Below are 21587 nucleotides of genomic sequence, written 5' to 3'. Positions count from 1 at the left end.
ACCACGCAAGGGCGGCGATACAGCGGAAGCTCCCGGGAGAGGATTCGAACCCCTATAATCAGGACCAAAACCTGACGTCCTGCCATTAGACGACCCGGGACGGTCTAAAACGGACAAACCAATCGGCTGGCCGGACTAGTACACCTTAGCGCCCCACAGCTTCCACGCCAGCGCCCATTCCCGTCATGATCCCTTCGATCTTCCAGTAGAGCCGCCGCGATCTGGGCACCTCGACCGTCAGGCAGCCGCGATAGTCGTCGCCGGTGTTGCGCCGGACCGTCGCGGGCCGGTGCCGCTTGAGCGAGACGGGCCGGAAGTCGTCGGCGGGCACCCCCACCCGCTCCGCCCACCACCGGACCGCCTCTGAAGCGTCCGCGGACTCGTGGATGCTCACCCGGAACGACAGTGCCCCGCGGGGCACACCCATCGCCTCGACGAAGTGGAGGAAGACCTCGACCAGCGTCGGGTCGCTGTTGACGAACTTCACGCGGCAGTCGTGCGGACGCCACGGCTTGGCCTTGGCCCCCTCCGCCCAGTAGAGCGCCGCACCGACCAGGATCAACTCCCGGCGCCGCAGCCGCCCCACCCACGCCGACGTGGCCCTGACGGTCTCCGCGCGGGCCGCGTCCCGTGCCTGCCGGTGGGCGGCCCACTGGGCGTCGGTCATCGCCCGGGAGTGCGCCCGGCGCCGCTCGCGGGCCGCCTCGGCGTCCGGCTCCCACGGCACGCCCTGGACCCAGCGGTACGCGGTCGACTTCGCCACCCCGAGCCGGACCGCGATGTCGGGCACGGTGCAACCCCCGGCGCGCAGTTGCGTCGCCTCGGCCCGGAGGGCGTCCTTGGCGTTGGGCCGGCGGGTCCGCTCCGGGGCGGGCACCCCGCGCAGCAGCTCCTGGACGCGGTTGCGGCCGAGGCCGGTGCGGGCCCTGATCTCGCGCACGCTGAGCTGCTCGACGGTGCGCAGTCGACGGACCTCTGCCGCCCGGGAGTCCTCCACGAACAGCAGGTTAGGACGGACGTACGACAGCGGACGTATCCACGCCGGGAACTGTCCGGTGCTTTTGCCGACGCCCTAAGTTACGGTGACGTAGGCGTAACTTCGTGATCTCTGCCGTCCCGCTGCGAGGTGCCATGTCGACCGCTCTGACCGAGTCCCACTCCACCGGTCCGAAGCCGCTGACCCAGGGCCCGCAGTCGCGGGGCATCCTGGTCGCCCTGTGGGCGTTCGTGGTCGTCCCGTTCCTGGCCCTGGTCGCCGCGGTGCCGGTCGCCTGGGGCGGCTGGCTGGGCTGGACCGACGTGGCGGTGGCCGCGTTCTGGTACGTCGTCTCGGGGCTGGGCATCACGGTCGGCTACCACCGCTACTTCACCCACGGCTCCTTCAGGGCGCGGCCGTGGCTGCGGGTGGCGCTGGCGGTCGCGGGTTCCCTCGCGGTGCAGGGCGAGATCATCCAGTGGGTCGCCGACCACCGCCGGCACCACGCGTTCTCCGACCTCGACGGCGACCCGCACTCGCCGTGGCGGTTCGGGCAGAGCGTCCGGGGGCTGGTGAAGGGGCTGTTCCACGCGCACGTCGGCTGGCTGTTCGGCCGGGAACTGTCCAACCGGGAGCGGTTCGCCCCGGACCTGCTCGCCGACCGGGCGACGCGGAGGGTGGACCGGCTCTTCCCGGTGCTGGTGGTGGTCACGGTGCTCGGCCCGGCGCTGATGGGCGGCCTGCTCACCTGGTCGTGGCGGGGCGCCCTGACGGCGCTGTTCTGGGGTGGGCTGGTGCGGATCTCGCTGCTGCACCACGTGACCTGGTCGATCAACTCGGTCTGCCACGTTTACGGCGAGCGGCCGTTCGCGATGCGCCAGGGCGACCGGGCGACCAACTTCTGGCCGCTGGCGATCCTGTCGTTCGGCGAGAGCTGGCACAACCTGCACCATGCCGAGCCGACGAGCGCCCGCCACGGCGTGCTGCGGGGGCAGGTCGACATCTCGGCCCGGGTGATCTGGCTGTTGGAGCGGACCGGGGCCGCGTGGGCGGTGCGCTGGCCGAAGCCGGAGCGCATCGCGGCCAAGCTGGCCCACCCGGAGCCGCCGGGGCGGGGTCGGCTGCGGTAAAACGGGTCGGTCGGGCCGGCCGCCACCTGGCAGGATGGCCGGATGACCGACGACGGCGGCGCGACCAACGACGGCGGCAGCATCCCACGACAGGGCGTCACGGCGCGCCGGCGAGGTGACGGCATGGCAGATGGTCCGGTCGGCGGAGGCGGGACGGGCGGCGGGCGGCGGCGCGCGGTGCCGGCGGCGGGCAAGCCGCCGTCGCGGGTGCGGATGTCGGCGGCCCAGCGGCGCGAGCAGTTGATCTCGATCGGTCGGCAGTTGTTCGCCGAGCGGGGCTTCGACGCGACCTCTATCGAGGAGGTGGCGGCCCGGGCGAAGGTCTCCAAGCCGGTGGTCTACGAGCACTTCGGCGGCAAGGAGGGGCTCTACGCGGTGGTGGTGGACCGGGAGGTCCGGGCCCTGCTGGACCGGATCACCACGGCGTTGACGGCCGGTCACCCCCGGGAGTTGCTGGAGCAGGCGGCGCTGACCCTGCTGGGTTACATCGAGGAGGAGACCAGCGGTTTCCGGGTGCTGGTCCGGGAATCGCCGCTGATGTCGGCGACGGGCAACTTCAGCAGCGTGATGAACGACGTCGCGCACCAGGTCGAGCACATCCTCGGGGCCGAGTTCAAGACCCGGGGGTACGACCCTAAGCTGGCCGAGCTCTACTCGCAGGCGCTGGTGGGGATGGTGGCGTTGACGGGGCGCTGGTGGCTGGAGGTGCGCAAGCCGCGTAAGGAGACGGTGGCGGCGCACCTGGTCAACCTGGCCTGGAACGGGTTGTCGCACCTGGAGGCGAAGCCGACGCTGATCACGTCCCGGGGCCGCTGACGGCGCGGTCGGTCGGCGGCGGCTCGGCGGTCAGCGGGTGCCGGGGACGGGGTCGCGGCGGCGCCGGTCCTCGGCCTCGGCGTGGTCGGCCGGGCCGACCTTGTCGTAGAGGCCGGTGGCGAGCAGCACCAGCCCGAACAGCAGCGACACGATGACGGTGGACATCGAGAAGTTGAGGAAGTTCGCGGGGGTCTGCAGGACGGCCATCATCAGGGTGCCGGTGACGAGGAAGACCACGCCGGCGGTGAGGTTCATGTAGTGGCCGAGGTTGGTGCGCCGGGACGCCCCGATCAGCAGCACGATGCCGAAGGCCACCGAGACGAGCGAGAACGCCAGGTTGGTGCGGAGCCCGAGGGCCCAGTGGCTGCCCCGGTCGAAGAGCCCTTCGCCCCAGGTCTCGGCGGTGCCCCACACGCCGAAGAGCAGGATGTAGAGCCCGACGAGCCCGGCGAGGACGCGGTAGAGCGGCCGGGCCGGATGGTTGACCGGAAAGTGCGCCATGACCCCTCCGTCCGATTGACACCAGTCGGAAGGATTGTCACCCCGCCGGCCGTCGGACGCGGGCCGAACCGCCGCAGCGGGGGTCGGCGCGTGCCGACCCCCGCTGCGGTGTGTGCGGGCTACAGGACGAGCCGGGCCTTCTGCCAGGCCTCGTTCTCCTCGTCCGTGCCGACCTTGCCGTACATGCCGGCCATCAGCAGGACCATGGAGAGGGTCAGCACCACGATGTCGGTGGTGATGGTGAAGTTGAAGATGTTGGCGTCGGTCTGGAGGAAGGCCAGCTCGGCGAGGCCGAGGACCATGAGGGCGTACGCCAGCCACTGGTTGATCGCGACGTCGAGGTTGCGGCCGATCACGGTGCCGGCGACGATCGCGATGCCGAGCACGATGCTCAGCAGCGAGAAGCCGAGGTTGGTGCCCTGCCCGAGCGCCTTGGTGTCGTCCTGGGCGAACAGGTCGCTGCCGGCGCTGGCGACGAGGCCGAGCACGCCGAAGACCAGGAAGTACAGACCAACGAGCCCGCCGATCGCCCGGTAGATCGGCCGCGCGGGGTGGTTGACGGGGGTGTGGGCCATGTCTGAGTCTCCAAGACCGTGCGGGTGAGGGGTCGCCTGCGATTGTCCCGCACGGCGGGCTGTGACGCCGCACACCCCCCGCCCGGTTGCCCTGGTCAGCTGCCGGGCACCTGCTCGGCGAGGGCCAGCCAGCTCTCTTCGACCTGCTCCCGTTCGGCCCGGACGTCCTTGAGCTGGGCGTCCAGCTCGGCGACCTTGGCGTAGTCGGTGGCGTTGGCGGCGAGCTGGTCGAGGAGGGTGACCTCCCGCTGGTCCAGCTTGGCGATCTGGCGTTCGAGCCGGGTGAGTTCCTTCTTGGCCTGCCGGGCCTCGGCGGCGGACATGCCGCCCGTGGCGGCGGCGGGCGTGCCGTCGGCGGTGGGCCCGGTGGGGGCGGTCGGGGCGGCGGGCTGCCGGTCGGCGGCGCGGGCCAGGTACTCGTCGACGCCGCCGGGCAGGTGCACGAGGCGGCCGTCGCCGAACATCCCGTACGCGACGTCGGTGACCCGTTCGATGAGGTACCGGTCGTGGCTGGCCACGATGATCGTGCCGGGCCAGGAGTCGAGGAGGTCCTCCAGCGCGGCGAGGGTGTCGGTGTCCAGGTCGTTGGTGGGCTCGTCGAACAGCAGCACGTTGGGCTCGGCGGCGAGCAGCCGGAGCATCTGCAGGCGGCGGCGTTCCCCGCCGGAGAGGTCGCCGACGGGCGTCCAGAGCCGGCGGTCGTCGAAGCCGAAGACCTCGGCGAGCTGGGCGGCGGAGACCTCCCGGTCGCCGAGCTGCACCCGGCGGGCGACCTCCTCGACGGCTTCGAGGACGCGCAGGTGGCCGGGGAGTTCGGCCAGCTCCTGGGAGAGGAAGGCCGGCTTGACCGTGGAGCCGGTGTGGAAGCGTCCGCCGTCGGGGCGGGTGATGCCGGCGAGCAGCCGCAGCAGGGTGGTCTTGCCGGCGCCGTTGCGGCCGAGGATGGCGATCCGGTCGCCGGGGCCGACCTGCCAGGTGGTGTCGTGCAGGATCTCCTTGGGGCCGGCGTGCAGCCGGACGTGCTCCAGGTCGTACACCTGCTTGCCGAGCCGGGCGGTGGCGAGCCGTTGCAGCGACATGGTGTCGCGCGGCGGCGGCACGTCGTCGATGAGCGCGTTGGCGGCGTCGATGCGGAACTTCGGCTTGGAGGTGCGGGCGGGCGGGCCGCGCCGCAGCCAGGCGATCTCCTTGCGGAGGAGGTTCTGCCGGCGGGCCTCGGTGGCGGCGGCGACCCGTTCGCGTTCGGCGCGGGCGAGGGTCCAGGCGGCGAAGCCGCCCTCGTAGGCCCGGACGGTCTGGTCGGCGACCTCCCAGGTGGTGGTGCAGACGGCGTCGAGGAACCACCGGTCGTGGGTGACCACGACGAGCGCGCCGCGCCGGCCGACGAGGTGCTTCGCGAGCCAGTCGACGCCGCCGACGTCGAGGTGGTTGGTGGGCTCGTCGAGGATGAGCAGGTCGGACTCGCGGACCAGCAGGGCGGCCAGGGCGACGCGGCGGCGCTCGCCGCCGGACATGGGGCCGACGGGCTGGTCGAGGCCGAGGTGGGGCATGCCGAGGCCGTCGAGGATGGCGCGGACGCCGGCGTCGCCGGCCCACTCGTGTTCGGCGCCCATGCTCTGGTCGAGCCAGGCGGTGCCGAGGACCACGTCCCGGACGGTGGCCTCGGGGGCGAGGGCGAGGGCCTGCGGCAGCCACAGGACGCGCAGGTCGCGGCGGTGGGTGACGCGGCCGTCGTCGGGGTCCTCCTGCTTGGTGAGCATCCGCAGCAGGGTGGACTTTCCGGCGCCGTTGAGGCCGACGACGCCGATCCGGTCGGCGTCGTCGAGGCCGAGCGAGACGTCGGTGAGCAGCGGCCCGGCGGCGCCGTACCCCTTGGACACCCGGTCCAGGTTGACGATGTTGGCCACTGGCCCACCTTCCATGATCAAGGCGTCCCGGTGCCGGCGGGCACCTGGGGACGCCTGGCTCCCAGGGTACGCGGACGCGCCCGGCCCGCCCCGGGGGGCGGGTCGGGCGCGGGTGGGTCAGCCGATCCGGGCGCCGGCCACCGGGCCGTGGGCGGTGCGCGCCTCGCGGCACACCCCGGCCGCCTCCAGCTCGGCGGCGATCCGCTCGGCGTCGGCGGCGTCGGCGGCGAGGAAGACGCAGGTGGGCCCGGAGCCGGAGACGATGCCGGCGAGCGCCCCGGCGGCCTCGCCGGCCTTGAGGGTGGCGGCCAGCGACGGGCGCATGGCCAGCGCGGCGGCCTGGAGGTCGTTGCCGAGGGTGGCGGCGAGCACCCGGGGGTCGCGTTGGCGCAGCGCGGCGAGGAGCCCGTCGGTGCTGCCCAGCGGCGAACCGGCGGCACCGGCGGCGCGCAGCCGGTCGAGTTCGGCGTAGGCGGCGGGGGTGGAGAGGCCGCCGTCGGCGATGGCGACCACCCAGTGCCAGGAGGTGGGGCGGGCCAGCACGGGGCTGACGGCCTCGCCCCGGCCGGTGCCCAGCGCGGTGCCGCCGTGGATCAGGAACGGCACGTCGGAGCCGAGGTCGGCGGCGATCCCGGCCAGCTCGTCGCGGGACAGGCCGGTGCCCCAGAGCGCGTCGCAGGCGACGAGGGCCGCCGCCGCGTCGGCGCTGCCGCCGGCCAGGCCCCCGGCGAGCGGGATCTGCTTGCGCAGGTGCAGCCGGGCGTGCGGCATGACGCCCGCGTAGCCGGCGAGGGCGTGGGCGGCCCGGATCACCAGGTTGGTGTCGTCGAGGGCCAGCTCGCCGGTGCCCTCCCCCTCCATGGTCAGGGTGAGGGTGTCGCCGCGGCGGGCGGTCAGCTCGTCGTGGATGGAGATCGCGTGGTAGACCGTGTTCAGCTCGTGGTAGCCGTCGCGGCGCAGCGGGCCCACCCCGAGGTGCAGGTTGACCTTGGCGGGGACCCGCACCCGGACGGGGCCGGCGGCCCCGCGTCGCTGCTGGTCGTCATCGTCGTCCGGTCGCCATGCCTCGGTCACGGGACGATGCCCCGCAGGCGCAGGCGGATGTCGAACGGCTCGGTCACGATCAGCTCCTCGGCGGGGTCGGTGGCCGGCGCGGAACGGCCGTCAACCAGGTCGTACGCGTTGCGGGGTCCGGGCACCGCGCCAGCCTACTGCGCGGCCGGCGTGCCGGTCGGAGCCGACGCGGCGACGGCGGCGAACTGCTCGACGGTGAGTGACTCCCCGCGTGCGCCGGGGTCCACCCCGGCGGCGGTGAGGGCGGCGGCGGCCCGGTCGGGGCCACCGGCCCACCCGGCGAGGGCGGCCCGCAGGGTCTTGCGGCGCTGGGCGAACGCGGCGTCGACGACGGCGAAGACCCGTTCCCGGGGCACCTCGGGGCGGGGCGGCTCGCGGCGGGTGAAGGCGACCAGTCCGGAGTCGACGTTCGGCACCGGCCAGAACACGTTCGGCGGGACCCGGCCGGCGGCGCGGGCGTGCGCGTGCCAGGCGAGCTTGACCGACGGGATGCCGTACACCTTGGAGCCGGGGCCGGCGACGAGCCGGTCGGCGACCTCCTTCTGCACCATCACCAGGCCGTGGCGGAGGCTGGGCAGCGCGGCGAGCAGGTGCAGCACCACCGGCACGGCCACGTTGTACGGCAGGTTCGCCACCAGGGCGGTCGGCGCGGGGTCGGCCAGTTCGGCGGCGGTGACTCGCAGCGCGTCGGCGCGGTGCACGGTGAGCCGGTCGGCGTACGGGCCGGCATGGTGGGCGGCGGTCTGCGGCAGCGCGGCGGCCAGCGTCGGGTCGATCTCGACGGCGTGGGTGTGCGCGGCGACGGGGAGCAGGGCGAGAGTGAGCGAGCCGAGGCCGGGGCCGACCTCCAGGGCGACGTCGTCGGCGGTGAGCGCGGCGGCGGCGACGATGCGGCGCACGGTGTTGGGGTCGTGCACGAAGTTCTGGCCGAGCTTCTTGGTGGGGCTGACGCCGAGGCGGGCGGCGAGGTCCCGGATCTCCGCCGGGCCGAGCAGGCCGGGGGTCACCACGGGCCGAAGGCGCGTTCGCCGTTGGCCGACAGGGCGGCGCAGAGCGCGTCGAGGTCCGCGCCGGTGGTCGCGGCCAGCGCGCGGACGGTGAGCGGGATCAGGTACGACGCGTTCGGCCGCCCCCGGTGCGGGGTGGGGGTGAGGTACGGGGCGTCGGTCTCCACGAGGAGCTGGTCGAGCGGGGTGAGCGCGGCGGCCTCGCGCAGCGCGGTGGCGCTGGCGAAGGTGACGGTGCCGGCGAAGCTGAGCAGGTAGCCCCGGCGGACGCACTCGCGGGCGAAGTCGGCGTCGCCGGAGAAGCAGTGCAGGACGACGGTGTCCGGGGCGCCCTCGTCGTCGAGGACGCGCAGCACGTCGGCGTGGGCGTCCCGGTCGTGGATGACGAGGGCCTTGCCGTGCCGCTTGGCGATGCCGATGTGGGCGCGGAAGCTCTCCTCCTGCGCGGCGCGGCCCTCGTCGCCGGTGCGGAAGAAGTCCATTCCGGTCTCGCCGATGCCGCGCACCCGGTCGCGGGCGGCGAGGGCCTCGATGGCGCGCAGCGCCTCGTCGAGGTCGGCGAGGCGGGGCGCCTCGTTGGGGTGCAGCGCGACGGTGGCGAGCACCGCCGGGTAGCGGTCGGCGGCGTCGGCGCTCCACGCCGAGGACGCGACGTCGACGCCGACCTGGACGAGCCGGTCCACGCCGGCCTCGGCGGCCACCGCGACGGCCGCCGCGACCGGGTCGTCGGCGGTGGCGTTGCCGCCCGCCCCGCCGGCCGGCACGCCGGCCTCGGTGACGGTGATGTCCAGGTGGGTGTGGCTGTCCGGCACGGGGCCGGGCAGCGGCTCGGGCGCGGGCGGGAACTCGCCGGCGCGGCGGGCGGCCCGCTGCCGGCGGGGTTCGGTCGACTCGGTCATCGCCGCCAGCATCACACACCGCCGGTCGGCCCGGTCCGCCACCCGGCCCCTTCCCGGGTGTCCCGGCGGTCGGGTGGGGAGCGCGCCGACCAGGCACCGGTCATCGGGCCGTCACCGGCCGTTCACCCGCCCGGAACGCGGCGGGCCTAGCGTCGCCGGGGTGAGCGTCTCCCCCCAGGCCCGCGGCGCCGCCGAAGCGCGGGCGGGGCTGCGCGTCACGTGCGGCGGGGTCGCCTACCCGGCGGAGGCGATCGCCCGGGGCGCGGCGTACGAGTTGTTCAGCGCCGAGGAGGCACCCGGCTTCGAGTGGTCGCCCCGGGCGGGGGCACCGCTGCCCTGGCGGCGGTTCGCCCACGCCAGCGAGGTCGACGCGGTGCACGGCGCGGCCGAGCCGACCGAGGAGCCGGACACGCCGCTGATGGTGCCGCTGCACCGCGAACGGGGCTGGTCGCAGGTGCAGCGGCTCAGCCAGCAGCCGGCCTCGGCCGGCGATCCGACGCTGGTGGCGGTGCGGGCGTCCGCGGTGGTCCGGCGGGGCACCCGGATGGTCAAGGTGCTCTCCGCGCGGCAGCTCGCCGGGTACGCCCGGGGTTGGCTGCCGCACGGCTTCTGCCACCGCGAGCACGACGTGGCGCATCTGCGTACCCCGGGGGCCCTGGCGGTGCTGCGCACCGACTCGCCGGGCGGCCGCGACGACCTGGAGGTGGCGTACGCGCTGCGCTGGCGGGCGGCGGACCCGGCCGACTACGTGCGGCCGGTCGGCGCGGAGCACCGGGGGTTGACGGCGCTGCCGCCCCGGGACCGGCTCGGCCCGCCGGTGCTGGGCACCGGGTTCGTGCCGAGCGAGGCGCAGCTGGTCCCGGAGTTCGTCACGCGGGACTTCGCCGACCTGCCGATGCCGGCCAACGCCACCCTGCTGGCCTACCCGGCGTCGGGCGAGGAGGTGGTGCTCTACAGCTACCAGGCCGAGCAGCGGGGCTGGCTGCGGATGGTCGGCCCGCAGTGGCGGCACCTGCTGGCCGGGGTGCCGGACCTCTCCCCCGACCAGGAGTGGCTGCCGACCGGGGAGGCGGCCCGGTCGACGCAGCTCGTCGGCGGGTACGCCGGCGCCGCGTACGAGGCGGTCGCCGACCTGCCCGGCGGGTTCCGGGTGCTGGCGATGACCCGGGCCGCGCGGTACCCGGTGGAGGCGGTGGCCCGCCGGTTGCGGCACGCCGCCTGGCGGGGCGTGCCCTGGCTCGTCCTGCGGGAGGAGGCGGGCTGGCTGCGGCTGCGGCTGGTCCGGCCCGATCCGGACGCGGTGGCCGCGACCGGGGCGCAGTGCCAGGAACGGGGCGTCTACGAGGTGTGGGCCCCGGCGGCCGAGGTGACCGACGACCGGATGGTCGACGTGTCCTATCCGCTCTGACCGGAGCGGACCCGGCGGCGCGGTCCCGGCGGGGCCGCATATCGGGGGGCGGGTCGGGAATGCGCGGGGCGTCCGACGACCCGACCCCGCACCGGGAGACGAGATGCCCTTCATGACCGTCGGCGCGGAGAACACCGCGCCCATCGACCTGTACTACGAGGACCACGGCGCCGGCCAGCCGGTCGTGCTGATCCACGGCTTCCCGTTCAACGGGGCGACGTGGGAGAAGCAGACCAACGCGCTGCTCGCCGCCGGCTACCGGACCATCACGTACGACCGGCGGGGCTTCGGCAACTCCAGCCAGCCGGCCGCCGGCTACGACTACGACACGTTCGCGGCCGACCTGGACGTGCTGATGACCGAGCTGGACCTGCGCAACGCGATCCTGATCGGGCACTCGATGGGCACCGGTGAGGTCACCCGCTACCTGGGCACGTACGGGTCGAACCGGGTGGACCGGGCGGTGCTGCTCTCCCCGCTCGCGCCGTTCCTGCTGAAGACCCCGGACAACCCGGAGGGGCTGGACCGGGGCCCGTTCGAGGGCTTCAAGCAGGCGATCCTCGCCGACCGGTTCGCGTTCCTCACCAGCTTCTGCGACAACTTCTTCAACTACGCGGACAACAAGGGCAGGCTGGTCAGCGAGGAGGCGTACCGGGCGCACTGGGACATCGGCGCGCGGGCCTCGGCCATCGGCACGTACCAGTGCGTGGACGCCTGGCTGACCGACTTCCGGCCCGACGTGCCCCGGATCGACGTGCCGGTGCTGATCGTGCAGGGCGACCAGGACCGGGTCCTGCCGTACGGGGTGACCGGCCAGCGGTTGCAGCCGATGCTGCCCGACGGCCGGCTGGTGACGCTGAAGGGCGCGCCGCACGGCATCCCGTGGACGAACGCCGACGAGGTGAACCGGGCGATCCTGGAGTTCGTGGTGGCCCCGGCGATGGCACGGCGCTGAGCCCTTCCGCACGACGAGCCTTCCGCAGGCCGAGCCTTCCGCACGACGATGTCGGCGACATGGCGGTGTCCCGAGTGCCGGGATGCCGCCATGTCGCCGTCATCGCGGGCCTTCGTGGTGGGCCGGCGGGGCGGGCCCTTCGTCGGGGGCCGGCGGGGCGGGTCAGCCGGCGAGCCGGGCCAGCTCCTCCTCGACGATCGACGGGTCAAGCTTGCGGAACACCGGCTTCGGCGCCGCGAGCGGCCGGCCCGCCTCCAGCGGCACCGACTCCCAGCGCGCCCCGACCGTGTAGTCGCCGGTCAGCACCGGGTACGCGGGCCCGCCGTCGAGGTCGTCGACCTCCTCCAGCACGGGCATCGGGGCGTGCACGCCCGTGCCGCCGAGCAGCTCGTGGATCTGCTGCGCGGAGTGCGGCAGGAACGGCGTGAGCAGGGTGTTGGCGTCGCTGACCACTTGGAGGGCGACGTGCAGGATGGTGCCCATCCGGGGCTTGTCGGCCTCGGCCTTGAGCTTCCAGGGGGCCTGCTCCGACAGGTACTTGTTGGCCTCGGCGACGACCCGCATCGCCTCGCCGATGGCCTGCTTCTGCCGGTGCCGGCCGATCAGGTCGCCGACGGTGTCGAAGCCGGCGCGGGCGGTGGCCAGCAGCGCCTCGTCGGCCTCCGTGAGCCCGGCGGGGTCGACCGGCGGGATCGCGCCGAAGTTCTTCGCCGCCATCGACACCGACCGGTTGACCAGGTTGCCCCAGCCGGCGACCAGCTCGTCGTTGTTGCGGCGGAGGAACTCGGCCCAGGTGAAGTCGGTGTCGTTGCTCTCCGGCCCGGCGACCGCGATGAAGTAGCGCAGCGCGTCCGCGTCGTAGCGTTCGAGGAAGTCCCGCACGTAGATGACGACCTTGCGGGACGAGGAGAACTTGCGGCCCTCCATCGTGAGGTATTCGCTGGAGACGACCTCGGTGGGCAGGTTGAGCCGGCCCAGCGCGCCGGGCTCGCCGTCGTGGTCGCCCGCGCCGGAGTAGCCGCCGAGCAGCGCCGGCCAGATCACCGAGTGGAAGACGATGTTGTCCTTGCCCATGAAGTAGTAGCTGCGGGCGTCCCTGCCCTCGGCGTCGGAGGACCACCACCTGCGCCACGCCTCCGGGTCGCCGGTGCGGCGGGCCCACTCGATGGACGCCGACAGGTAGCCGATGACCGCGTCGAACCAGACGTAGATCCGCTTGTCCGGGCGGTCGCGCCAGTCGTCGAGGGGGATCGGCACGCCCCACTCCAGGTCCCGGGTGATGGCCCGGGGCTGGAGGTCGTCGAGGAGGTTCCGCGAGAACCGCAGCACGTTGGGCCGCCAGCCCTCGCGGCCGTCCAGCCATTGCCGCAGGGCATCGGCGAGGGCGGGCAGGTCGAGGAAGAAGTGCTCGGTCTCGACGAACTCCGGCGTCTCGCCGTTGATCTTGGACTTGGGGTTGATCAGGTCGACCGGGTCGAGCTGGTTGCCGCAGTTGTCGCACTGGTCGCCACGGGCGCTGTCGTACCCGCAGATCGGGCAGGTGCCCTCGATGTACCGGTCGGGCAGGGTCCGGCCCGTCGACGGCGAGATCGCGCCGGTGGTGACCCGGGGCACGATGTAGCCGTTGCGGTGCAGCCCGGCGAACAGCTCCTGCACCACCGCGTAGTGGTTGCGGGTGGTGGTGCGGGTGAACAGGTCGTACGACAGCCCCAGCGCCCGCAGGTCCTCGGCGATCACCCGGTTGTAGCGGTCGGCCAGCTCGCGGGGGGTGACCCCCTCGGCGTCGGCCTGCACCTGGATCGGGGTGCCGTGCTCGTCGGTGCCCGAGACCATGAGCACGTCGTGGCCGGCCATCCGCATATACCGGGCGAAGACGTCGGAGGGAACGCCGAAACCGGAGACGTGGCCGATGTGGCGCGGGCCGTTGGCGTACGGCCAGGCTACCGCCGCGAGAACGTGACTCATGACCAGCAAGCCTAGTGACCGGCGCGGGGCCACCGCGAACCAATAGGCCGGCTCGCCACGAGCACCCCGGGCTTCTCGCCCGATTTGTCGCCGACACGCGGCCTGACCTGCACTGCTGCCCTCACCTGCCGGTGTCCAATGAAACCGTGACTGGCAGACGAGCCGCCCAGGGGCACGAGGAGCCGCCCGGCGGATCGGCGCCCGCGCCGCCCGCGCAGGCGGCCCGGCCCGCCCAGGCGGGCCCGACCACGCAGCCCGGCCTGCCCGCGCTGCCCGGGCAGGCGGTCGGCCCCGACCAGCCGGTGGAGGTGGAGCCGACCACCGGCGCCCCGGTCGACGCGGTGCCGCGCCGGGTTCCGGTCCGGCAGCCCGGCGGCCGGCTCCGCCGGGCCCCCGCCCCCGACGAGGACGCGCAGGGCGACGACGACGGGCTGTTCTGGGCCCCGATCGAACAGGTGCACTGGGACGGCACCCCCCTGCGCGAGGAACACGGCCGCCGCCGCTGGTGGCGGCGCGCCGCCGACGCGGACCCCCGGGGCGGCACCCGCCGGCGGCGCGCCGCCGACCGGCCCGTCCATCCGCCGGACCCCTGGCAGGGCCTCTCCGCCCTGCTGGCGCTCAGCCTGCTCGCCGCCTTCTTCGCCTGGGTGAGCGTCGGCCCGTTCTGGCTCGCCCTCGGGCACGCCACCACCGGCACCGTCGTGATCGGCGAGTGCACGGGCGCCGGGTTGACGCAGCGCTGCCGGGGAGTCTTCACCGCCGAGGGCGAGCGGTTCATCGCCTTCGGGGTACGGGTCAGCGGGGTGCCCGCCGAACGCACCGCCACCGGCTCCACCCTGACCGCCCGGATGACCGGCCCGTCGGGCGACACCGCGTACGCCGACACCGGCGCCGGTCGGCACCTGCGCTGGCTGCTCGGGCTGCTGCTGGTGCTGGCCTGCGGCGCGGGGATCGCCCGGTACACCGGTGCGGCCCGGCTGGCCGACCGGCGGGCCCGCCGCTGGGCGGTGGCGGTCGCGGTGGCCGGCCCGCTCGTGATCAGCGCCGGCTTCCTCGCCGTAGCCTGGTAGGCGCGCCCGCCCCGGCCTCCGCCGGCCGGTTCGCCGCCCGCCCGCCGCCCCGCCGGCTGCGCTCGCCCGCCCGCCGGTTAGGAAGGGGCCCTTCCTATACAGAATGCGTTAACAAGGTGCCCTTCCTTGCACCTCAGGCGTGGACGGTGGTGTAGACGTCGCGGCGGCGCAGGCCGTACTCGGTGGCGACCTCGGTGATCGCGTCGCGCCGGGACAGGCCGGCGGCCTCCCGCTCGGCGACGGCCGCGCGGAGGGTCTCGTCGTCGGGGCGCTGCGCGGCGGCCGGTGGCGCGCCGGCCACCACGAGGGTGATCTCGCCGCGCGGCTCGTGCTCGGCGGCCCAGGCGGCCAGCTCGCCGAGGGGGCGGCGGACCACCTCCTCGTACGTCTTGGTCAGCTCGCGGCAGAGCGCGGCCGGGCGGTCGGCGCCGAACCCGGCGGCCAGGTCGGCGAGCGCGCCCGCGATGCGGTGCGGGGCCTCGAAGAGGACCAGGGTGCGTTCCTCGCCGGCCAGGGCGCGCACCCGGGACCGCCGCGCGCCGGGGGTGCGGGGCAGGAAGCCCTCGAAGCAGAACCGGTCGCTGGGCAGGCCGGACAGGGCCAGGGCGGTGGTGACGGCGCTGGGCCCGGGTGCGGCGGTCACCGGGACGCCGGCGTCGAGGGCGCCCCGGACCAGCCGGTAGCCGGGGTCGGAGACGCTGGGCATGCCGCCGTCGGTGACCAGGGCGACGACGTATCCCTCGCGGAGGACCTCGACGAGTTCGGGGGTGCGCCGCTCCTCGTTGCCCTCGAAGTAGGAGACGATCCGGCCGCCGACGGTGACGTCGAGGTCGCGGGCCAGCCGGGTGAGCCGCCGGGTGTCCTCGGCGGCGACCACGTCGGCGGCGGCGAGCACCTCGCGGAGCCGGGCGGACGCGTCGGCCGGGTTGCCGAGCGGCGCGCCGAGGAGGATCAGGCGTCCGGATTCGGACATTTCACCCAAGAGAAGCGCTCCTTCATCGACAGTTGTACCGATATCGGGGACGACGGGCGCCACCGGGCACCTCCGCAGCCTACGATCGCTGCGTGACGAGTGCGTCGACAGCGCAGAGCGCGAGCGCGGGCCAGGCGGGACCGGAGCAGGCCGGGTCCGCCGGCGACGCGACCGAGGAGTCCGGGCCTCCCCCCACCCCCGACGCCGGCGGCGGGGGCGTCCCCGCGATCGTGCGGCGGCGGCTCGCCACCGTCGACGCCCGGCTGGACGTCAACTCGTGGATCGCCACCGCCGTGGTGGTGGCGATCGCCGCGATCCTGCGCCTGGTCGGCCTCAGCTACCCCAAGGGCAAGATCTTCGACGAGATCTACTACGCCCGCGACGGCTGGGGGCTCGTCGACAAGGGCGTCGAGTGGAACTTCAAGGACAACGGCCCGTCGTACGTGGTGCACCCGCCACTGGGCAAGTGGCTGATCGGCCTCGGCGAGTGGGCGTTCGGCTACTCCGACGCCGAGCACAACATCTCCGTGCCCGGGCACCTGATGACGACCGCACCGGAGTTCGGCTGGCGCTTCGGCGCGGCGCTGGCCGGCATCGTCTCGGTGCTGCTGCTGGTGCGCATCGGCCGCCGGCTGTTCCGCTCCACCACGCTCGGCTGCGCCGCCGGCCTGCTGCTCGCCCTCGACGGCTTCCACCTGGTGCTGTCCCGCACCGCACTGCTCGACATCTTCCTGCTGCTGTTCGTGCTGGCCGCGTTCGGCGCGCTGGTCCTCGACCGGGACTCCCGGCGTCGCCGGTGGAGCCGGGCGCTGGACGCCGGCCTCGACCCCACCGCGCCCGGCCGCGCCGGCCGGCCCGCCGGCGGCTGGCGGAACTGGCCGTGGTGGCGGCTGGCCGCCGGGGTGCTGCTCGGCCTCGCCTGCGCGGTCAAGTGGAGCGCCCTCTACTTCCTGCCGGCCTTCGCGCTGCTGGCCCTGCTGTGGGAGGTCGGCGTCCGCCGCTCCGCGGGGGTGCGCCGGCCGTGGCGCGACGCGCTGCTCGACGAGCTGCCCTGGCTGGTGCTGGCCGGCGTCCTCATGGTCGTCGCCTACGTGGCGACCTGGTCGGGCTGGCTGCTGACCGACGACGGCTACTACCGCCTCGCCGCCAAGTACCCGAACGTGCCGGGCCTGAGTGACACCCCGATCATCGGGGCGCTGAACAACCTGTGGGAATACCACAAGGCGGCGTACGGCTTCCACAAGCAGCTCGACGACCCGCACAAATACCAGTCCTGGCCCTGGCAGTGGCTGCTGCTGGGCCGGCCGGTGGCGTTCCACTGGTCGGGCGAGGGCGCCTGCGGCGCGCCGAGCTGCGCCTCGGAGATCCTGCTGCTGGGCACGCCGCTGCTGTGGTGGTCGTTCCTGCCCGCCCTGTTCGGGGCAGCCTGGATCGGCCTCGCGCGGCGGGACTGGCGGGCCGGGGCGATCCTGCTCTGCGTGGCCGCCGGGCTGCTGCCCTGGTTCTGGTTCGCCCTCGACGGCCGGACGATGTTCTCCTTCTACACCGCGCCGGCCCTGCCGTTCCTGGTCCTCGCGGTCGTCTACGTGCTGGGCGCGATCGTCACGCCGGCCACCGACGGGGCGCGGGCGCCGGCCGCCAAGGGGGCCTCCGCCGACGGCGAGGACGAGGCGGCGGAACGCCGGCTGGTGGGTGGCGTCATCGTGGGCGCGTACGTGCTGCTGGTGGCGCTCTGCTTCGCGTACTTCTATCCGATCTTCGTGGGCAAGCTGCTGCCGTACGCGGAGTGGTCGGCCCGGATGTGGTTGGACGGCCGCTGGATCTGACGCGCCAGCCGTCGGATATCGGACAACCGGGCCCCGGGGCGGGCCCGGTTGTCGGGCCACCGGGGCGGGGAAACGGCTCCTGGGCGCAAAGACGCGCGCCCCGATCGCCTGCCACGGGGGAAGCGGGCGATTGGGGCGCGCAATAGGAGCTTAACCACCCGGCACCACCGGCACAACGGGTGGACTCGGGTCAGATTTCCGACGGAGCAACACCAGCCTAATGGTTTACATGCGGCAGCTAACCGTCAGTCATCCAGCGGGGACCTTACGGAGCTTTCCGGCCGCGCCGAGGGTCCGGCCCACCCCGCCGCCGGGCGCCTGAGGGCCGCCTGAGCCTCCAAAGTGGATCTCACTACACTCGCCCCGGTGATCAACAAGAGACGATGGACAACCGTCTTCCGCGGACTGCTGGCGGCAACCGTCCTGGTCGGTCCGGCGGTCGCGCTGGGTGGTCCCGCACCCGCGCGGGCGGACGAGGAGAGCGCTGCCGAGCCGCCCCGGGTCGAGCTGGTGCTCGACGTCAGCGGCTCGATGCGGGCCCGGGACATCGACGGGCGCAGCCGCATCTCGGTGGCGCAGCAGGCGTTCAACGAGGTCGTGGACGCGCTGCCCGAGGAGACCCAGCTCGGCATCCGGGTGCTCGGGGCCACCTACAAGGGCAAGGACAAGAAGGTCGGCTGCCAGGACACCCAGCAGATCGTGCCGGTCGGCCGGGTGGACCGGGCCCAGGCCAAGGCGGCCGTGGCCACCCTCCGGCCCACCGGGTTCACCCCGGTCGGGCTGGCGCTGCGCTCGGCCGCCGCCGACCTCGGCACGGGTGCCACCGCCCGCCGGATCGTGCTGATCACCGACGGCGAGGACACCTGCGCCCCGCCGGACCCGTGCGAGGTGGCCCGCGAGCTGGCCGCCCAGGGCACCAAGCTGGTGGTGGACACCCTCGGGCTCGCCCCCGACGAGAAGGTGCGCCGGCAGCTGCTCTGCATCGCCGGCGCCACCGGCGGGACGTACACGGCCGCGCAGAGCGCCGAGGAGCTGACCGGCCGGATCAAGCAGCTGGTGGACCGGGCCCGGGACACCTACACCGCCGCACCGACCGTGGTGGGCGGCTCCGCCCGTTGCCCGGACGCGCCGCTGCTCGCCCCCGGCGTCTACACCGACCGGGAACAGTTCTCCGAGCACCGCTGGTACCGGGTGCCGGTGCGCCCGGGTCAGGAGCTGCGGGCCTCGGTGAGCATCGCGCTGGACCGCCCGGTCAACCCCGACCACGCGGTGCTGCTGCGGGCCACCGCCCCCGACGGCCGGGAGCTGGTCCGGGGCGTGGACGCCGGCAGCGGTCGCACCGACGTGGTCTCCGCCGGCCTGCGCTGGTCGGCCGCCGCCGACGCCGACGCGGACGCCGACGACGGGGACGGGGACGGGGAGACGCCGAGCCCGGCCGCCGGCGACACGGCGGCCGCCCCGACCACCGTCTGCCTGGTGGTCAGCAACGCGTTCGCGCCGCGCCCCGGCACCCGGGCCAGCCCGGGGATGCCGATCGAGCTGACCGTCGACGTGGTCGCCTCGTCGCCGGACCCCGGCGGGCCGGACCTGGGCCGGGGCTGGGTGCTGTTGCTGCTGCTGACCCTGGCCGGCCTGGTCACCGGGCTCGTCGCCGGGCTGCTCACCCGCTGGTGGGTCGCCACCTGGAGGGAGAACTGACGATGCGTACCCCGTTGATCCGGTCCTCGGCGGCGCTGGTCGCCGCCGCCGCGCTGACGCTCCCGGCCGCCCCCGCGCTGGCCGCGCCCACCCCCTCGCCCGGTGCCGCGACGGTCACCAAGGCCGGCACCTCGTTCCTCACCGCCACGCCGATCACCGCCGGCCAGCCGGTGCGGGTCGGCGCGTCAGGCGGCGACTACCTCTACTGGTCGTTCTCGGCCAGCGCCGGGCAGGTCCACGAGATCGCGGCGACGGTCACCTTCCCGAAGGGCCGCACCGGCGACTCCACCTGGACCGTCGAGGTCTTCGACGGCCTGCGCCGCCGGCAGGCGTGCACGGCGGGGGCGCAGACCCCGACCGCCGGGGCGTCGGCGACCAGCGTGGCGCTGGGCTGCACCCTGCGCCGGGTCCGGTCGTGGGCCGAGCCGTGGTCGGCCGACCCGCTGCCCGGCACGTACTACGTGCGGCTCTCCGTCGTGGAGCTGCCGGAGCCGGACCTCGGCCTGCCGGTCGACGTGGACCTGCTGGTCGCCGAGGTCGGCGACGGCGACGCCCCCGCCGACGACGGGGAGCTGAAGGCCCCGCTGGTGCCCAACACGAAGGCCGGGACGGTGCTGACCGGTGACCCGGCGGCGGCCCCGGCCGACGAGGAGGACGACGGGAGCCTCCTCGCCGGGTGGCTGCCGGACCTGTCGTCGCGGTGGGTCTGGACCACGGTCGGCGGGGTGCTCGCGGCGGTGGCCGGCGTCGTCGGCTTCGCGCTGACCCGCCGTCCCCGCCGGCCCTGACCCCCACCGGCCCGCCCCTGCCGTGGGCCGTGGGATCGGCGCGTGCCGACCGCCGATCCCACGGTCCGCCGGCGCGGGGACGGGTGCGGTACGTTCGACGGCGATGAGCGGCGTGCGGGGCGGTCGGGGCCGCGACGGGGGCGGCGGGGGCCGGGATGCGTGACCTGCTGCCGCCCGAGGTCGCGGTGGCCGTCGCCGGTGGGGACGACGGGGACGGCGAGCTGCTGCCCGCCGAGCGGGCCTGCCTGGGCGAGCGGGCGGTCGAGCGCCGCCGGCGCGACTTCACCGCCGGGCGGGTCTGCGCCCGGCGGGCGCTCGCCCGGCTCGGCGTGCCGGCCGTCGCCGTACCCGCCGCGCCCGACCGCTCCCCGGTCTGGCCGCCCGGGGTGGTCGGCACCATCACCCACACGCCGGGCTACTGCGCCGCCGCCGTGGCCCGCGCCGACGAGATCCGATCGGTCGGCATGGACGCCGAACGACACCGGGAACTCAACCCGGGGGTACGCCGGCTGGTCGGCCTGCCCGAGGAGTGGGACGACTGCGCCCGGCTCCCCGACACCGCGCCCTGGCCCGTCGTGCTGTTCAGCGCCAAGGAGACCGTCTACAAGGTGTGGCACCCGATCGTCGGCACGTGGCTGGACTTCCACGACGCCCGCATCGAGCTGGACCCGGACTCCGGCCTGTTCACGGCCCGGATCTCCCCCGCCAGGCTGGACGCGGCCCCGGTGCCCGACCCGCCCGCGACGGTCACCGGGCGGTTCGCCGTCGATGCCGACGTGGTCCGTACCGCCGCCATCCTGTTACCCCGATGAGACGGTCGGGGCGATCCCCGACTTGGCCAGGAGCGATACCGTCAGGGCGTTCGAGATCGCGATGAGGTGCCGAGGAGTACGGTGAGCCACCCCCAGGACCCATACGGGCCGCCGCAAGACCCCTACCAGCAGAACCAGGATCCAGCGACGGCACCCGTGCCCCCGTGGCCGGCCGATCCGACCGCCCCGCCGCCCCTGCCGCCGACCACCGCCCAGCCCCCGGTCTCGGGCGCGGGGTACCCGCCGCCGCCGGTCTCGGGTGCGCCCTATCCGCCGCCGGTGTCCGGCGCGCCGTACCAGCCGACCTCGGGCTCGCCGTACCAGCCCACGTCGGGTTCGCCGTACCAGCCGGGTGGGTTCACGCCGCCGCCCACCCCCGACCCGACGTACCAGCCGGGCGTGGAGGCGGCCTACCCGCCGCCGCCGGGGCCGGCCTACCCGCCGCCCCCGGGTGGGTCGTACCCGCCCGGCCCGGGCTACGCGCCGGGCCCGGGTTACCCGCTCGGCCCGCCGGCCAACAAGAGCAGCAAGAAGCCGATCGTCATCATCGTGGTCATCGTGGTGGTGCTCGCGCTGCTCTGCTGCGTCGGCGGCATCGTGGCGCTGGTCACCGGGGCCAACGAGGCGGCGAAGGAGGCCGAGCGGCAGTTCCCGGACCTGCCCCGGGTCACCACCGCACCGAGCGGCCTGCCGAGCGCCGGCCCGACCTCCTCGTCGTCGTCCGCACCGGCCGACGGTGAGACCTTCAACATGAAGGCCGGCGACAGCCTGGTCATCACCGACGACGACGGCACCCTGGAGATCACGGTGCTGCGGTTCCGCACCTCGACGAAGGGCTGCAAGTCGTACTCGCCCGACCCCGACAAGGGGCTCTACCTGATCGCGGACGTCACCGCGACGGTGAAGAAGGGCAACATGTCGATCAACCCGTTCTACTTCCAGTGGGTGGCCGAGGACGGCACCACCGCGAACGGGATCGCCGGCGCGCTGGCCGGCTGCGGCGACCTGCTCGACTCCGGGGTCAACCTGCGGGAGGGCAGCAAGCGCACCGGCAGCGTCACCTTCGACGTGACCAACAAGAACGGCGAGCTGGAATACCGGCACAAGCTGGAGACCGCCGGCTCCTGGAAGCCGTAGGCGCACCACCTCGCGTACGTGGGGGCCGGCCCGCCGCCGCGGGCCGGCCCCCCGTCCGTCCCCACCCCAC

At 74.5% G+C, this 21587-nt stretch carries 20 protein-coding genes and 1 tRNA gene; 10 read left to right on the top strand and 11 right to left on the bottom strand.

From position 1 onward, the window contains the following. Window positions 1-29: 29 nt before the first annotated feature. A tRNA-Gln gene (locus LPA42_RS06190) sits at window positions 30-100 on the bottom strand. A gap of 45 nt (window positions 101-145) precedes the next feature. Then, window positions 146-997 (bottom strand): helix-turn-helix domain-containing protein, encoded by an 852-nt coding sequence (locus LPA42_RS06185; protein WP_077936054.1) that lies wholly within the window; start codon window positions 995-997, stop codon window positions 146-148. Window positions 998-1131: 134 nt separating this feature from the next. Here LPA42_RS06185 and LPA42_RS06180 point away from each other — a divergent pair, with 134 nt between their 5' ends. Beyond that, window positions 1132-2106: an acyl-CoA desaturase gene (locus tag LPA42_RS06180; RefSeq protein WP_077936053.1), complete on the top strand. Its 975-nt coding sequence runs from the start codon at window positions 1132-1134 to the stop codon at window positions 2104-2106. Between the two features lie 123 nt (window positions 2107-2229). After that, complete coding sequence (locus tag LPA42_RS06175) at window positions 2230-2922, top strand: TetR/AcrR family transcriptional regulator (RefSeq protein ID WP_077936061.1); 693 nt, start codon at window positions 2230-2232, stop codon at window positions 2920-2922. Between the two features lie 30 nt (window positions 2923-2952). Here the strand turns inward: LPA42_RS06175 and LPA42_RS06170 are convergent, their stop codons facing one another. From LPA42_RS06170 to LPA42_RS06145, 7 genes are all read right to left on the bottom strand, one after another. After that, window positions 2953-3423, bottom strand: a complete 471-nt coding sequence (locus LPA42_RS06170) for a DUF4383 domain-containing protein (RefSeq protein ID WP_077936052.1) — start codon at window positions 3421-3423, stop codon at window positions 2953-2955. A 119-nt stretch (window positions 3424-3542) separates the two neighbouring features. Beyond that, entirely contained in the window at window positions 3543-3998 is a 456-nt protein-coding gene (locus LPA42_RS06165; protein WP_077936051.1) for a DUF4383 domain-containing protein, read from the bottom strand. A gap of 95 nt (window positions 3999-4093) precedes the next feature. Then, complete coding sequence (locus tag LPA42_RS06160) at window positions 4094-5905, bottom strand: ABC-F family ATP-binding cassette domain-containing protein (protein ID WP_228986396.1); 1812 nt, start codon at window positions 5903-5905, stop codon at window positions 4094-4096. Window positions 5906-6022: 117 nt separating this feature from the next. After that, window positions 6023-6979: a 4-(cytidine 5'-diphospho)-2-C-methyl-D-erythritol kinase gene (locus tag LPA42_RS06155; protein WP_077936049.1), complete on the bottom strand. Its 957-nt coding sequence runs from the start codon at window positions 6977-6979 to the stop codon at window positions 6023-6025. Next, the gene (locus LPA42_RS33785; protein ID WP_255378720.1) at window positions 6976-7104 is read right to left on the bottom strand and encodes a hypothetical protein; all 129 of its coding nucleotides are present in this window, start codon (window positions 7102-7104) and stop codon (window positions 6976-6978) included. The genes LPA42_RS06155 and LPA42_RS33785 overlap by 4 nt, the downstream gene beginning before the upstream one ends. Window positions 7105-7113: 9 nt before the next feature. Then, the gene (gene rsmA / locus LPA42_RS06150) at window positions 7114-7986 is read right to left on the bottom strand and encodes a 16S rRNA (adenine(1518)-N(6)/adenine(1519)-N(6))-dimethyltransferase RsmA (RefSeq protein ID WP_077936059.1); all 873 of its coding nucleotides are present in this window, start codon (window positions 7984-7986) and stop codon (window positions 7114-7116) included. Next, the gene (locus LPA42_RS06145; RefSeq protein WP_077936060.1) at window positions 7983-8897 is read right to left on the bottom strand and encodes a TatD family hydrolase; all 915 of its coding nucleotides are present in this window, start codon (window positions 8895-8897) and stop codon (window positions 7983-7985) included. Before LPA42_RS06145 ends, rsmA begins: the two co-directional genes overlap by 4 nt. A gap of 148 nt (window positions 8898-9045) precedes the next feature. On the opposite strand from LPA42_RS06145, the gene LPA42_RS06140 reads away from it, so the two are divergent. Beyond that, window positions 9046-10293 carry a hypothetical protein gene (locus LPA42_RS06140; protein WP_077936048.1) on the top strand — a complete coding sequence of 416 codons (1248 nt, stop codon included), beginning with the start codon at window positions 9046-9048 and terminating at the stop codon, window positions 10291-10293. A gap of 103 nt (window positions 10294-10396) precedes the next feature. Then, window positions 10397-11248 carry an alpha/beta fold hydrolase gene (locus LPA42_RS06135; RefSeq protein WP_077936047.1) on the top strand — a complete coding sequence of 284 codons (852 nt, stop codon included), beginning with the start codon at window positions 10397-10399 and terminating at the stop codon, window positions 11246-11248. Between the two features lie 162 nt (window positions 11249-11410). Here LPA42_RS06135 and metG read toward each other — a convergent pair whose 3' ends face one another. Beyond that, on the bottom strand, window positions 11411-13213 hold the full coding sequence (gene metG, locus LPA42_RS06130; RefSeq protein WP_228986395.1) for a methionine--tRNA ligase: 1803 nt from the start codon (window positions 13211-13213) through the stop codon (window positions 11411-11413). Window positions 13214-13359: 146 nt separating this feature from the next. Between metG and LPA42_RS06125 the strand changes: the two genes are divergently transcribed. Beyond that, the gene (locus LPA42_RS06125) at window positions 13360-14283 is read left to right on the top strand and encodes a hypothetical protein (protein ID WP_228986394.1); all 924 of its coding nucleotides are present in this window, start codon (window positions 13360-13362) and stop codon (window positions 14281-14283) included. Between the two features lie 133 nt (window positions 14284-14416). Here LPA42_RS06125 and rsmI read toward each other — a convergent pair whose 3' ends face one another. Beyond that, window positions 14417-15265: a 16S rRNA (cytidine(1402)-2'-O)-methyltransferase gene (gene rsmI, locus LPA42_RS06120; protein WP_096761577.1), complete on the bottom strand. Its 849-nt coding sequence runs from the start codon at window positions 15263-15265 to the stop codon at window positions 14417-14419. An 83-nt stretch (window positions 15266-15348) separates the two neighbouring features. Here rsmI and LPA42_RS06115 point away from each other — a divergent pair, with 83 nt between their 5' ends. From LPA42_RS06115 to LPA42_RS06095, 5 genes are all read left to right on the top strand, one after another. After that, window positions 15349-17082, top strand: coding sequence for a dolichyl-phosphate-mannose--protein mannosyltransferase (locus LPA42_RS06115; protein ID WP_077936044.1), 1734 nt, complete (start codon window positions 15349-15351; stop codon window positions 17080-17082). A 405-nt stretch (window positions 17083-17487) separates the two neighbouring features. Next, window positions 17488-18780, top strand: a complete 1293-nt coding sequence (locus tag LPA42_RS06110) for a VWA domain-containing protein (RefSeq protein WP_228986403.1) — start codon at window positions 17488-17490, stop codon at window positions 18778-18780. Between the two features lie 2 nt (window positions 18781-18782). Then, a complete protein-coding gene (locus LPA42_RS06105; RefSeq protein ID WP_077936042.1) occupies window positions 18783-19568 on the top strand; it encodes a peptidase in 786 nt (261 codons plus the stop codon). A gap of 155 nt (window positions 19569-19723) precedes the next feature. Beyond that, the gene (locus tag LPA42_RS06100) at window positions 19724-20380 is read left to right on the top strand and encodes a 4'-phosphopantetheinyl transferase (RefSeq protein ID WP_077936041.1); all 657 of its coding nucleotides are present in this window, start codon (window positions 19724-19726) and stop codon (window positions 20378-20380) included. Window positions 20381-20536: 156 nt separating this feature from the next. Beyond that, window positions 20537-21517 (top strand): DUF4352 domain-containing protein, encoded by a 981-nt coding sequence (locus tag LPA42_RS06095; RefSeq protein WP_228986404.1) that lies wholly within the window; start codon window positions 20537-20539, stop codon window positions 21515-21517. Window positions 21518-21587 lie beyond the last annotated feature (70 nt).

This window comes from Micromonospora sp. DH13 (assembly GCF_020873825.1).
Taxonomy (GTDB): Bacteria; Actinomycetota; Actinomycetes; order Mycobacteriales; family Micromonosporaceae; genus Micromonospora; species Micromonospora haikouensis.
This window is presented reverse-complemented; position numbering and strand designations above follow the sequence as displayed.